Source organism: Flagellimonas aequoris (assembly GCF_003584165.1).
GTDB lineage: Bacteria > Bacteroidota > Bacteroidia > Flavobacteriales > Flavobacteriaceae > Flagellimonas > Flagellimonas aequoris.
Window position 1 is genome coordinate 87657 of sequence record NZ_QXFJ01000017.1, and the last position, 13103, is coordinate 100759.

Below are 13103 nucleotides of genomic sequence, written 5' to 3' on the forward strand. Positions count from 1 at the left end.
TTCCGGCACCAAGGTTCGGAATTAAGAATGGTGGAGATGAAAACTGATCAAAATGAATTGCCCCTATCCCAGCCTTACGAGTAGTGAATTCAGCTCAAATATAAACTTTGACTATAATTTCAAAGTCAACGGATGTAGAAATCCGTAGGAATCCAAAGCCTTTCCTATCGACTTAAGGGATCGAGCGATTTAATTTTTTCCCTGGCCCACTGTATATAGGCACGGGTTATACCAGAACCTGTATCGGAATTGAGTGTTGATTCCAGCGCATTGACATAGTCCCTGAGCAGATTGGCCTTTTTCCAATCCATGGCATCATTGACCAATTGATCGAACTGTTGTCTATCCTCTGCCAGCACCCTGGTCCGTTCTTCCTCCCTTAACTTTTCAAGTTCTTTGATGTGACGCTCCTTTTGCTGCTCCTGCCTCAACTTGCACCAATACCTGCAGGTCTTTTCGATCCAAGCCACAATCTCGGGCAAACTTTCTTCAAGAGGGATGGTCTTCTTATCCATCCACCTTTTTTGATCATAGGAAGGACCCTTCATAAATTCCAATTTCTCCGTCTTTACCCAAGTTTCCATCCCATAACCGTTGTTATCTTTTGTTCGGACCCTGTTGAATTTTTGACGCAAGTGTATTTCCACGTTTTGTCCGAACATTTGAACATGGCAACGCCCATATTCAAAAATCAATTGATGTCCCATTTTTTCGACCACCCCGATCAAAGTATTAATCAAGCGAAGGGCCCTTGGTCGCAATTTGGCCTCCGTATGGATGGGTAGGATATCTTCATCCCCATCATAGGAGCGATGTCGTGAAAAATTGTGGCTATGCTCCCATTGCTCCAAAACAACCCTTGTGCGTTTGACCAAGGGGTGTATTACACGCAACTTGACAGGCACCTTAAAATTCAATGTGTGATCATGCTTCAGCTCATAGATTCTTTTTTGGTGGTCATCTTTGAATACCGGACCTTGACTTTCCCCAGTGCCAGGAATAAAAAACTCAATGGGACCTGCATAATCATGTTGAGGAAGGTCCATTCTTTCGACAGATTTACCATACCTCAGTTTGGACCAATGACCGGGCTGGGGCAACGGAATGGTATTGGAACGGCATATCGCTCTCAGGACATGGTCCTTCACCTTGAGCAGACTGGCCACTTGGACCATCGGTTTGGACCATACCAATTCATATAGCTCCTCTCTTGAAATCTGTTTTTTATCCATACGTATTGCGATTGAAAGAACGCGATTAAAACTACGATTATGGCTCCTTTTTCAGAAATACTGCTTAAGTTTAAATGGAAGAACCAATTTATGATCATGAGCGAAATACCGGAAATCATCCAAGAGCTTATAAAATTCAGGGACGCCAGGGACTGGGAACAGTTCCACAATCCCAAAGATCTTGCCGTGGCATTGAACATTGAGGCCGGGGAACTATTGGAGGTCTTTTTATGGAAATCCCCAGAACAGGCAGACCCCGACAAGGTACGGGAAGAACTGGCCGATGTGCTGGCCTATGCCTTCTTGATCGCCGAGAAATATCAATTGGACATCAAGGAGATCATGCTGGAGAAGATCAAAAAAAACAATGAGAAATACCCTATCGACAAGGCAAAGGGAACTGCCAAAAAGTATACCGACCTATGATCGTATATCACAAGACCAAGGAAGATTTCAGCAATGACATCCTGACCAATGCAATAGGCGACATCATCACCCAACATATCAAGGACAAAACAGGTAACAAGGTCGCACCGAATGAAGTCCGATCCTTTGAAAACTCCTTGGGATATATGGAGCGAATCCTTCGGGACCCTGAAATTCCCGATGATTCCGGGATATCCATAGAGTATCATTTGCCACAGACCTCAAAGCGCGTTGATTTTATCATAACTGGAAAAGACCGGGACCAGGAAAATGTGATCATCATTGAATTGAAGCAATGGGAGCACGCGGATATAACCCAAAAGGACGGTATCGTATCCACAAGGTTCCAATACGGCACCTCGGAAACCAGCCATCCTTCCTATCAGGCTTGGTCCTATGCTGCCTTGCTCACTGCCTTTAATTCTACGGTGGATGAAGAATCCATCGCCCTCTACCCCTGTGCCTACCTCCACAACTATAGACCTGATGATAACATCACCAACTCCTTATATGCCTATTATTTGGAAAAGGCACCGGTTTTTCTTAGACCGGATGCCTCTAAACTAAGGGCCTTTATAAAGCAATATATCAAACAAGGGGATGACAGCCGAATCATGTTCCGCATCGACAACGGCAAGATCAAACCGACCAAGACCTACAGGCATCAATACCGCATCAAACCAAATCAAAGGCATTGGATTTTCTAACCATTAAGGTTCCTCCTTTTTGGATATAACGACAGACACCGGTTTATGATCACTGGTCTGTGCATATTTGGGATTATTGGCGTTGATCAAATCATGGATCTCGTGTTCCACATACCCTGACTGGCTTTCTATTATAATGGGCAAAGACCCGTCCACAAGACTCTGGGTGAACAATATATGGTCCAATAAAATTTTAGGGTCTCGGTCTTCATCGATAAAATCCTTAAAATGGACGCTCCATCTTAAATTATCCTCAAAATCGAACAAAGCGTGGTTCAAAAAACGCTCCGCCTCAAACACGTCACCTTGAAGATTGGACAACAGATCAAAAAATATGAACTGTTTTTCGAAAAATTCCTTTCCGGGGCCATCATTTAGATCGCCCATCACCATGATTGCGGGATTGGGCACTTGATTGAATTTGGTATTGATATAATCCCTGACATTGGCCACCTCGGTCGTCATTTTAATCCTTGCCTTGATGGCATTTTTAATAAAATCCTTTTTCCGATCCCCTCCTGCATTCCAATCACTTTTCCCACTCTGCACATATTTGCTCTTGGTATGAAGCCCGATCAATTCCAATCTAACATCCTGCCAATTCAATATGAGTACCTGTGGATGTCTATAGTGTTTGTGCTGTGCGGTCTCAAAATCGCTCCAATAATTGACATCCCAACTGGAACTGGAAAACTCATCATAAATCTTGGTGGGCAACAAGGAAACTTGGTCCTTCAACTCTTTTTTCACCAAAAACCAGATCCATTGCCTTCCCTGCATTTTATAATCATTGCCAACGGCCTTGACCGGAACATATTTACCACCTAGGTTACTGGAGCAGAACAATTCCATTTTGACCTCCCCCTTCAACCCTTCCTGTAGGCAATACACATCTGCATCGATGGTATTCAGTTCTTCGGCAATGGCATCGATACGCTTCTGTTTTTTGTCATTGACATTGTCCAAAAGCTTGTCCAACCATTCCACATTCCACGATGTAATCTTTAGATTTCCACTCATATCAATAGTATTAAATTATCACTCTAACAATTCCTCGCCAGCACTCGCAATCCATACGCATTAAAATCACAACTTCATATCAATATCTATAGATCAACAGATCAAGTCCTTGGAAAAGACAAAAGACCACTTTGCATAAAGCGCTGTGGGTTTAAGCAAGAAAGGATTTCCCATGTGTCACCGTGCATCAGGTTTTGCATATCTATCCAATATGCCTTTTCTGTTTTATGGTTGCTCACCACGTAGAAATCCGTACCGAACAGTACTTTCTCCCTGACCTTTTTATGGTCCATGATCACAGAAAGTACATTCAAATATTTGTTGTCATGAGCGGTATAACTAATATCTGCATAGACATTCTCAAATTCAACGATCATGGAGGTGATGATCGAAAACCAATCCGTATAGTGCCAAAAGGCATAGAGATTTCCTTCCTTGTGGAGCTCGCTCTTCAATTGCAATCCCAGATCGGGTCTATTCAGCACTTCATTGGCCAGCAGCTGTCTATCTTTTTGCAGGAATCTTTCCCAATGTTCTGCCCCCCCATAATGGGCCAGGTTTATTTTAAGCTTGCTCAAATCCCGATGCAATTCGCCGTTTGCATATCCGAACAATTGATTGAGATCAGTATCGTTATATAGGTCCAGCACCTTTTTAAGAAATTCCGGCATCAATAGACAGCAATAGTTTAAAGGGTGGGTGAAATTGGATTGAAAATCCTTGTTTTTCACTTGGGATAGCCGCAACATTTCTATGACCTGATTGCCTTCCTCTTGGTTACCTGAGATTATTTCTTGAAAAATAGGGTGTCGGTCCCATTCCTTCTTCTTGGCACCTCTATAAAATATGGGGCCAACGGAACAATGTGTAGTAACCGGTATTTGCTGTTGCGCACAGAACAACCAAAGGGGCAAGAGTTCCTTAGCAAAAGGATAATACCCCAAGGCTGGGTATATTTTGATACCGCAAGCACCATCGTCCATGTATTCCTTAAGCTTACAATTCTTGAGTTTCAAGTTCTTGGCATCTGTGGCATCGTATAAAAAGAAAGGAGATTGGTCTTTTTGAAGTGCGATGCGCCTCGGGTCAACATGAACAAAGGGATAGAGTTGCTCTGGATTGTTCTTTTTAAGGCCCATCAATTTTTCCATTTGAACAAGAAAGGGTTCCTCTACTTTACCAGCTCCCATATATTCCATATCCATGGGCAATACCACAAATTTGGATTCAGGCGGATATTGTTGTTTGAGCTTTTCAAAGACCCTTCCTTGGGTACTGTATTCGGAATATCGGACAAGATTGATATACCGTGAAAAGAATTCCAGTCGATCTGCACCTACGACCTTTACAAAAAGCGCCTTGCCAATTCTTGAAATCATCCTCCATGTCTGTGGGAACAACAGGACTAGGAGTAGTAGAAACAAAAAAAGGTTCCATCGATTTTCAAATCGAAATGCCCAAGAATCCATATTTCGACCAGTGAAACCATAGAACCGATTACCGAACCAAGTGTCCAACAACAAAGGCTCGATCCAATGTAAAAAATAATAGAGGAACACCACTTTAACGAGAAAACCAGGCAACCATACCAATAATTTCAACAACCAGTTCCGTTGCAATAACATCTTAAACTTATACTTTCTCCATCTTTCGTTCCTTTTGGTATAACTATAATAGTCCTTGGGAAGGTGGTAGAAAGGGTAAAGTACCTTAAGAACCAAACTTGTTGGAAACCATTTATAAAAAGGTGCGGGCAAAAATTTCCTTGCCAAATACCTCGGCACATGATCCTTTGTAAACAAATGGGTATGGGCATTGAAAATGTAATTCTCACCTGCTGTAGTGGTCGGCATTGTGGTTGATATTTAAGGTGGGGGAATCGCTTCTAAAATTACCATAATTAACTGAATTACAGCTATATAAAAACCTTAAAAAATTGGGGATTTTCCTTAATTGAGGTTAAATTTCTGTAAAATCATCGTACCTGCGATCAGAATAGGTGTACTCCGTCAAAAATTCAAAACAGGGAAAGGGATGCCATTCCAATCCGACCTCTGCATGGTGAACATCATAACTTATTGCATCCAACTGGTTGTAGTCATACCCTTTTTGGGACATTGGTAAATTCATAAAATTACCATTAATGACTTCCTGTCGTTCCACAAATGAATAATGTCAGTTATGATGTCAATGTTTGTGACTTTTACTTCAAGGGACAATAATTATTATAGTCAAAATCTGAAGGCACTACCCATCAATTCCATTTCATTTCTTGGTATGCGTAGAATTTCTGCTAGTTGCTCCCACTGTGAAACATTTTTTTTAATGGATTCAAGGATGCTTTTAGCCTCCTTCTCTTTTAGACGGAAATAAGGAGCCACTTCCATTACCAGATCAAAATCCAGTGCATTGTCTTTTTCTGAAATATTGAGTTTTAAACCACCGCCATTTGGGGTAGGATTGATATCGTACGCTGGTGAGAGCACCCAACCTGAATTGGACAATAAAAACCCATGGTTCCGTAAATGGTCATCCGTATTGGAAATACACACATTAAATGCAATACGTGTCCATAACTTCCTCAGGTCATTGTCCACATCAGCCCCTTGTTGCATCAAAAATTCAACAAGCTCCAGATAACTTACCCCATCTTGATGATCAGTTCCATCAGTATAGCCCAATAGTGTCATCGCTGAAGCAAAATGAATACGGGTGTCATCCTTCTTACGATCAAATCGTTGTGTCAAAAATGTATGTTGATGGTGTGAAAATCTTTGAACTTTGGATGGAGCCATAACTATACCGGATTGAATGGCCAGCCGATAGGCCAACATTTCCCAAGCCCCCGTATCTTGCCTATCATTTTGGCTTGGAAACTTCGCAATCCACAAGCTGCCATCGGTATCACGGATATTTGCCTTGGGTCTTGCCCCTCCCAAGGAAGAACCCGGTGCCATTAACATGTTGAGCCATTTTAGATATTCAGGATGGTCTGGGGCATCATCTTTCTCCAATTGTAAACTGGCATATTCAAGGTCTCTTAAAGAAGCTACCGGGGGAGCAGCTTTTGCTTGATCATCATCCAAAAATGGTCCATCCGGGGTTGTTTTAAAACGCAGCGCCCCCATTCGGTTACCATCATATACCCCAAGAAGATAATCAGATTCCAACAAGGTCTTAGAAGGCCTTGATTCCATTCTTGCACGAGCTGCTTCTTTTCGCAACATTAAGACCCTTCCCCAACGATCAGGGGAAGAATCCAAGAAAATACCAAAATTGGATTTCTCATCATTTAAGTATTGCTGTCCCTCAAATAAATGTAGATCTGGATCGATGATCTGTGCAAAATTGGATTGAAGCCAGGTCTTATCGTATTCAAATGAAAATATCTCCTTTCCCCTTGAGGGTGTGGCATACAAAAGTCCCATGGGAACCGGTCCTTTGATACCATCCCAATTTGCATACACCCATATTTCCCTTCGTTCCTGTGCCATTATTTATTTGATTGTTTCGGACCACGCTCTTTAATGGTCAGATCAGCATCTTGTATTTTTCTTCCCAAAACATCGTCTTCTGCCAAAAGTAATAGGTCCTTTTCCAGGCCCAAGACCAACATAACCTTAAGGAGAACCCCTATGGAAATCGCAGGGTTCCCTTGTTCCAAGGTTGAAAGTGTGGGTCTAGAAATACCTGCGCGCTCAGCAACCTGTTTCATCGTAAGCTTTCTACGTAAACGCGCCAACTTAATTTGCTCCCCGACCGTTTCCAAAAGTTTTCTGTTTTTAGGTAGTAACACAATACTGTTTCTTGACATAACGTAAAATACTATTTACTATTTAATACGAATATACAAAAAGTATTTTACGTTATTAATTTAATATATAAATATGAATTACATTGAATTGGTGTCAACCCATTTATTGTACCCAAGTACATCTAATGCCAAGCTTTACTATCACCTGGAAACTTCGTCAATAGAACCATCAATTTCCAATCTTTAAAGTTGAACCCACATTTTCCAAAAGCCTTATCTGTATTCGACACTTCCATTGGATAAATAACTTTACCTATCATATAAGCATAAACTAACCCCCAGCATTTCTTTCGACCTCTTTACGCTTAAAACGAACCAAAAGATTTTCGATATCCTCACTTATCTTGGACTCCACAACTCTAGCGTAAATTTGTGTCGTAGAAAGTTTGGTATGTCCCAGGAGTTTGGATACCGTTTCAATTGGGACATTATTGGAGAGCATAACCGTAGTCGCAAAAGTATGTCTGGCCACATGGAAGGTCAGGTTTTTATCAATACCACATGCATTGGCAATTTCCTTTAAATAGGCATTTGTCTTTTGGTTCGAACTAATGGGTAAAAGCTCTTCATTTGGACCATTAAGATCATATTTTTCCAAAATCGCCAGTGCCTGGGGGATTAATGGAACCTTAACAGGTTTGTCCGTCTTCTCACGTTTGGTACTTATCCATTGATTTCCATCGATTCCGTTGACAATATTATCATTGGTGAGTTCCTTTACATCTACATAGGACAGCCCCGTATAACAGGCAAATACAAAGCAATCACGTATCTTCTCCAAACGCTCATTCTTCAGCTCGGAGCATTCCAAGTGCTGCAATTCCTCTTCATCCAAAAACGCTCTATCATATTTGTTATACTTCAACTGGAACTGATTGAATGGATTCTTTTCCATCCACTCCAATTTTACGGCAAGGTTCAACATCTTCTTGAATCTTTCCAGATGCTTCATGACACCGTTGTTCCCCAAGGAAAGTTTCTTATTGGGGCCTCGGTAATTCCTTAGATAGTGCTCGAATTCTGTGACAAAGGCATAGTTCAATTGCTTGAGGAAAACATCGCCAATCTTTTTTTCTTTTGATAAAAACCTGTCTAAGTACCGTGCCGTGGTATAGTAGTTTTTCATGGTACCATGTTTTAAGACAACGGACATCTTTTCATTGTGATAAGAAATTAGCTCCCTTAAAGTCTTGTTCTTATCATCCTCACCAAGGTAATGTGACTTAATAGCCTCTGCGGTAATTACCTGATTCTCTTCCAATAGTTCTTTATGGCACACCAACAATGCTCCGTACACGCTGTCCATATAAGAATTCAATTCCCTGATTGGTTGGGAACATCCCTTGACCCGGTTTCTGGCCTTGTCCCAATTCTTTGAGGCCACGTTCCGTTTGAGACTGATTTCAGCGCGTTTCCCGTCCACGGTAATACGGACATAAATGGATAATTGATTTGTAACGCTCCTTGATTTTCTGGTAAAGAAGACTACCGTGAAAGTGTTTTTTGCTTTCATGTTAAAATGACTTTGGTTAAACAATAATTGTTCTTCGAAAGTCAAATCGCGCCCAAAAGCTCTTTAAAGATACGACATTTTAAATAAAAGGCTGTACACCTAATTGCACACCAAACATTTGGTTTTAAATGATATCAAATAAATGCACAAAACGAAAAAAGCACTGAAAATCAATTGATTAACAGTGCTTTTGTTTTTATCTATTGCTAGATTCGTCGGGGTGGCAGAACCACAAACAATTCCATACACCTCTTATTATCAATAAGTTACTTTAATTTTTCAAAATAAGGTAACCGAATAGGTAACTTTTGACCGAATCGATATGCTTACACTAACGAATTTAATAAAATTTGATACCCAAACTGAGTCATTGAACAAAAATTATCCATTTTAAAAGTTGTTTACATATGGGACCAAGATGCACCATATCCCTCTTTGTTATACTGAAAACAAGGTGTATCTTCACTCTATCTGCCTAGCAATTTTATTTAAAAATGATTAAGGTTAGTATCAATAGAAAATTGAAGATCATCTTTCCGACTTCCTAAGCACTTGCGAGTGTGCTTAAACACCTGTTCCTTTTTGTTATTTCCACGCCGCCTATTTGAATAATTTTCAAATTGGTTGGCTTACTCGCAAAAAAAGGTCTGCTCAGGGTACAGTGTTCAAAAAGAATTTTTCAATTTTTAAATTAAATAAAAATGGCAAAGAATATTGCTAAACCAAAAGCTTCAAAAGCTGACCTAAAGGCAAAGAAGCAAGAAAAAATCCAAAAAAAACTTGAGGAGAAAAAAATGAAAAAGCGGAAATCCAGAAAAGCTTAATGCATTTGTTTTCCTTTTAAAAGTATAAATACTAAATTCTTAATGTAAAAAATTGAAGGCCAATTGGATATTGATTGGCCTTCAATCATTGTAGGCTTCTCATAACAAAATAAATTCTACATAGATTTTGAATTCAAGCTTGATTTATAGTAATCATCAAGGGATAAAGCCATTTTTTCATCGCAACCTTCCATTTATTTAAATAAACCGTGGTATATCGGAATTTCAAATGACTGCATAATATAAATCAATAACTTACCCATATTGTTGATTCCACATTATCATTTTCATAGTCGCTCTTTGTTCTTCACTCAATTTATATGTCCACCTTATGGCTGAGGTAGACTCTTAAAAATTGCCGAACAACCGGTTTCTGGGAATCAAGGAAGACATCAATTTAACCTACTACATCATATATTTTGGTTGTCTGCAACTAAAAAATCATAGATATCATTAATCATCAATAAGTTAATTGAATAAGTGATTTTTGATTGAAGCAATATGCTTATTCGAAAATAAAATCCAAGGCAACCGATTCTCAGTATCTCATAAGAAAGAGTTCCCTTTATTTCAAAGTCTATAATCCCCAACCATCTCCTAACATAACAGTTCATATTTAAAGCTGTTTTATACCTCTCTCAAATACTTCAATTTTAAAAATAAGTTAATAATTATAAATGGTATTAACCATTTGGTTAAATTTGTTGGTTAATATATGGTTTATGATACATACAGATACTGAAAAAGCAATATTACAAGCCGCGAAGACCGTGTTTTATAAAAAGGGTCTTGCCGCAGCACGCATGCAGGAAATAGCTGATGAGGCCAACATCAATAAGGCTATGCTCCACTATTATTTTCGAAGCAAGGAGAAACTGTTTGGAGCAGTTTTTCTACAGGCTTTTGGAGAATTGGCTCCTTTTCTGAACTCCATTTTCAATTCGGACAAACCCGTTTTTGAAAAAATCAGGGAGTTTGTGGACGGCTATATCACCTTTGTGGTCGATAACCCATATTTACCCACTTTTATTATCCAAGAAATGAACATCAACCCGCAGTTTGGTGAAACATTTTTCAGGAATCATGTGACTCCTGACCCATCCAAATTTGAAGAACAAATAGCTCGGGAGATCGAACATGGAAATATTAGGCCCATTGATCCCAAACAATTGGTTTTGAACCTTATTTCCCTGACCGCATTTCCATTTGTAGGCAAAGGCTTGGTCATAGGTATTCTAGACCTGGATGAAATAGCCTTTAAAACCCTCATGGAGGAACGAAAAAAATTGATTCCTGAAATGATCATTAATACAATCAAAGTACAATGAAGCATCTGATCGACAGTATACAACATGTATCATGGAAGCTGGTATTGCCTCATCTAAACAAGGATTCATTCCTGTTAGTGGTCCTCCTTTCATTCCCATTTATAATCCAGGCCCAAGAAACGATATCCTTGGACAAATGTTTGAGACTGGTCCATATAAATTATCCGTTGGCCAAGCAAACATCGCTGTTGACCGAACAGTTGGGACTGGATATTGATGTGATCAAGAAGGACCGCTTGCCCAAATTGGATCTCAATGGCCAGGCCACCTACCAATCCGAAGTAACAAGTCTTGGGGGGCAATTGATGAATGTTACCATTGACCCCCCAAATAAAGATCAATACCGCACGACATTGGATGCCAACCAATTGATTTACCATGGAGGTCTGATCGATGCTTCGATCAAAGCTAAGGAGACCAAGGCCGCCATTGGGCAACAGGAAGTTGAGATTTCTTTATATGGGCTGAAAAACCGTGTTAACCATTTGTATTTCTCCTTGCTTTTGTTACAGGAAAACCAAGATTTGTTGCGTGCAAAGGAATCCCAATTGACTGCAAGGCTTGAAGAGGTCAGGGCCGGTGTAAAATATGGCACCTTGCTTTCCTCATCAGCGGATGCATTGGAGGTCGAACTCATCAAAATCCAACAGCGAAACACAGAACTTTCAATGTCCAAATTGGATTTGCTTCAGCAACTCTCCATTATGATAGGCACCGACCTGCAACCACAGGTTGTATTACAGCGTCCGGAGGTTTTTCCCGTGGTTCCCGACCAGACATCCAAAAGACCGGAACTTTTGCTTTTTGAGCTACAAAAATCCCAAGTCGATCTGTTATCGGATCTTTTGGAAAGGTCCAAACTTCCAAAGATTAGTGCTTTTGCACAGGGCGGGTATGGGAATCCAGGGCTCAACATGCTGGACAATACCTTCAACTCCTTTTTCATGACCGGTGTAAAACTCCATTGGAATGTCTTTGATTGGGACAAAAACCGAAAAGAACGACAGTCTTTACAGATTGACCGAAATATTGTCGATTCTCAAAAAGAAACCTTTGAATTGAACAATGACTTGGAACTGGTCAACCTGCAATCCGAAATAGACAAAATGGAGGAGCTCATCCGATATGATGAACAGATCATCCCTCGGTTTGAAAAAATGGTCAAGACGGCAGAATCCCAACTAAAAAACGGTGTGATAACCTCCTCGGCATATATCACCGAGTTTACAAATTTATATGAGGCCAAGAGCAACCTTGCCCTCCATAAAACCCAAAAACTACTGAACCAGATTCAATATCAAATTACGCAAGGTACTTATGAAAAGAGCAGCAACTAAGGCCCCTATGACCAAAAAAACCCTAACAATATTGTCCATTTTCACCCTGGTCGTTTCCCTTACATCCTGTAATGGTGGAGGGGATCTCGCTGATGGCTATGGAAACTTTGAGGCAACGGAGACCACCGTCTCCGCCGAAGCCAACGGTAAAATTCAATTTCTGGATGTGGTGGAAGGAAACCTCCTTGAAAAAAATGAAGTTGTCGGGGTCATCGACACCATCCAATTATCGTTGAAACGCGATCAATTGAAAGCCGCAAAACAAACCATTTACTCAAAATCAACAAACGTGCTCTCCCAGCGAGACGTGTTACAAGAGGAATTGCAGGTAGCCCAAAACGACAAGAAGCGCATTGAAAGCTTGATCAAGGAGAATGCGGCCACCCAAAAGCAATTGGACGACATCCAGGGCAAGGTACGAATCCTACAGCAACAGATCAAGAGTGTCGAAACCCAGAACGCCCCCATTATCAATGAAGTCAAGGGCATTGAGGTCCAGATCGAGCAGATTGAGGACCAAATTGCAAAAAGTATCGTGAAAAGTCCATTGGACGGTACGGTATTGGTCAAATATGCCGAACCTGGTGAAGTCGCTGTCTTCGGAAGGCCCTTGTTCAAAATGGCCAACCTTGATGAAATGGAACTCAGGGTATATATCAGTGAAGCACAACTACCCAACATCAAGATCGGTCAATCGGTCACGGTCAAGATCGATGATGTGGATTCAATGAGATCGTATGAAGGCACGGTATCCTGGATATCCGCATCTGCGGAGTTCACGCCCAAGATCATACAGACCAAGGAAGAACGGGTGAACTTGGTGTATGCTGTGAAGATAAAGGTCAAAAATGATGGAAGCCTCAAAATTGGCATGCCCGCCGAAATGTGGATTGCGAACTAAT

The 13103-nt window shown here is 40.6% G+C and carries 13 protein-coding genes; 6 read left to right on the forward strand and 7 right to left on the reverse strand.

Going from position 1 to position 13103, the window contains the following annotated elements; all coding sequences use genetic code 11:
- Positions 1-164 precede the first annotated feature (164 nt).
- Positions 165-1232, reverse strand: coding sequence for a hypothetical protein (locus D2U88_RS07340; RefSeq protein WP_119639741.1), 1068 nt, complete (start codon positions 1230-1232; stop codon positions 165-167).
- 96 nt (positions 1233-1328) lie between these two features.
- Here D2U88_RS07340 and D2U88_RS07345 point away from each other — a divergent pair, with 96 nt between their 5' ends.
- The gene (locus D2U88_RS07345; RefSeq protein ID WP_119639808.1) at positions 1329-1658 is read left to right on the forward strand and encodes a nucleotide pyrophosphohydrolase; all 330 of its coding nucleotides are present in this window, start codon (positions 1329-1331) and stop codon (positions 1656-1658) included.
- Positions 1655-2365 (forward strand): hypothetical protein, encoded by a 711-nt coding sequence (locus D2U88_RS07350; protein ID WP_182859123.1) that lies wholly within the window; start codon positions 1655-1657, stop codon positions 2363-2365. The genes D2U88_RS07345 and D2U88_RS07350 overlap by 4 nt, the downstream gene beginning before the upstream one ends.
- Positions 2366-2368: 3 nt before the next feature.
- On the opposite strand, the gene D2U88_RS07355 is transcribed toward D2U88_RS07350, so the two are convergent.
- The 6 genes from D2U88_RS07355 to D2U88_RS07375 form a co-directional block, all read right to left on the reverse strand.
- The gene (locus D2U88_RS07355; RefSeq protein ID WP_119639742.1) at positions 2369-3385 is read right to left on the reverse strand and encodes an endonuclease/exonuclease/phosphatase family protein; all 1017 of its coding nucleotides are present in this window, start codon (positions 3383-3385) and stop codon (positions 2369-2371) included.
- Between the two features lie 101 nt (positions 3386-3486).
- Entirely contained in the window at positions 3487-5238 is a 1752-nt protein-coding gene (locus D2U88_RS07360; protein WP_119639743.1) for an amidohydrolase family protein, read from the reverse strand.
- 106 nt (positions 5239-5344) lie between these two features.
- Entirely contained in the window at positions 5345-5515 is a 171-nt protein-coding gene (locus tag D2U88_RS19500; RefSeq protein ID WP_182859124.1) for a hypothetical protein, read from the reverse strand.
- Positions 5516-5616: 101 nt separating this feature from the next.
- The gene (locus tag D2U88_RS07365) at positions 5617-6879 is read right to left on the reverse strand and encodes a type II toxin-antitoxin system HipA family toxin (RefSeq protein WP_119639744.1); all 1263 of its coding nucleotides are present in this window, start codon (positions 6877-6879) and stop codon (positions 5617-5619) included.
- Positions 6879-7199 carry a helix-turn-helix domain-containing protein gene (locus tag D2U88_RS07370; protein WP_119639745.1) on the reverse strand — a complete coding sequence of 107 codons (321 nt, stop codon included), beginning with the start codon at positions 7197-7199 and terminating at the stop codon, positions 6879-6881. The genes D2U88_RS07365 and D2U88_RS07370 overlap by 1 nt, the downstream gene beginning before the upstream one ends.
- 271 nt (positions 7200-7470) lie before the next feature.
- On the reverse strand, positions 7471-8712 hold the full coding sequence (locus D2U88_RS07375) for a site-specific integrase (RefSeq protein WP_119639746.1): 1242 nt from the start codon (positions 8710-8712) through the stop codon (positions 7471-7473).
- Between the two features lie 701 nt (positions 8713-9413).
- On the opposite strand from D2U88_RS07375, the gene D2U88_RS19755 reads away from it, so the two are divergent.
- The 4 genes from D2U88_RS19755 (at position 9414) to D2U88_RS07395 (ending at position 13102) form a co-directional block, all read left to right on the forward strand.
- Complete coding sequence (locus D2U88_RS19755; protein WP_262696586.1) at positions 9414-9536, forward strand: hypothetical protein; 123 nt, start codon at positions 9414-9416, stop codon at positions 9534-9536.
- A 722-nt stretch (positions 9537-10258) separates the two neighbouring features.
- Positions 10259-10864: a TetR/AcrR family transcriptional regulator gene (locus D2U88_RS07385; RefSeq protein ID WP_220114668.1), complete on the forward strand. Its 606-nt coding sequence runs from the start codon at positions 10259-10261 to the stop codon at positions 10862-10864.
- Positions 10861-12201, forward strand: a complete 1341-nt coding sequence (locus D2U88_RS07390) for a TolC family protein (protein ID WP_119639748.1) — start codon at positions 10861-10863, stop codon at positions 12199-12201. The genes D2U88_RS07385 and D2U88_RS07390 overlap by 4 nt, the downstream gene beginning before the upstream one ends.
- Positions 12182-13102: an HlyD family secretion protein gene (locus D2U88_RS07395; protein ID WP_119639749.1), complete on the forward strand. Its 921-nt coding sequence runs from the start codon at positions 12182-12184 to the stop codon at positions 13100-13102. The genes D2U88_RS07390 and D2U88_RS07395 overlap by 20 nt, the downstream gene beginning before the upstream one ends.
- Position 13103: the final 1 nt, after the last annotated feature.

Excerpts from the sequence above, each read along its gene's own strand:
- D2U88_RS07340 (WP_119639741.1), bottom strand. The coding sequence starts at position 1,232 with ATGGATAAAAAACAGATTTCAAGAGAGGAGCTATATGAATTGGTATGG.
- D2U88_RS07345 (WP_119639808.1), top strand. The coding sequence starts at position 1,329 with ATGAGCGAAATACCGGAAATCATCCAAGAGCTTATAAAATTCAGGGAC.
- D2U88_RS07350 (WP_182859123.1), top strand. The coding sequence starts at position 1,655 with ATGATCGTATATCACAAGACCAAGGAAGATTTCAGCAATGACATCCTG.
- D2U88_RS07355 (WP_119639742.1), bottom strand. The coding sequence starts at position 3,385 with ATGAGTGGAAATCTAAAGATTACATCGTGGAATGTGGAATGGTTGGAC.
- D2U88_RS07360 (WP_119639743.1), bottom strand. The coding sequence starts at position 5,238 with ATGCCGACCACTACAGCAGGTGAGAATTACATTTTCAATGCCCATACC.
- D2U88_RS19500 (WP_182859124.1), bottom strand. The coding sequence starts at position 5,515 with ATGAATTTACCAATGTCCCAAAAAGGGTATGACTACAACCAGTTGGAT.
- D2U88_RS07365 (WP_119639744.1), bottom strand. The coding sequence starts at position 6,879 with ATGGCACAGGAACGAAGGGAAATATGGGTGTATGCAAATTGGGATGGT.
- D2U88_RS07370 (WP_119639745.1), bottom strand. The coding sequence starts at position 7,199 with ATGTCAAGAAACAGTATTGTGTTACTACCTAAAAACAGAAAACTTTTG.
- D2U88_RS07375 (WP_119639746.1), bottom strand. The coding sequence starts at position 8,712 with ATGAAAGCAAAAAACACTTTCACGGTAGTCTTCTTTACCAGAAAATCA.
- D2U88_RS19755 (WP_262696586.1), top strand. The coding sequence starts at position 9,414 with ATGGCAAAGAATATTGCTAAACCAAAAGCTTCAAAAGCTGACCTAAAG.
- D2U88_RS07385 (WP_220114668.1), top strand. The coding sequence starts at position 10,259 with ATGATACATACAGATACTGAAAAAGCAATATTACAAGCCGCGAAGACC.
- D2U88_RS07390 (WP_119639748.1), top strand. The coding sequence starts at position 10,861 with ATGAAGCATCTGATCGACAGTATACAACATGTATCATGGAAGCTGGTA.
- D2U88_RS07395 (WP_119639749.1), top strand. The coding sequence starts at position 12,182 with ATGAAAAGAGCAGCAACTAAGGCCCCTATGACCAAAAAAACCCTAACA.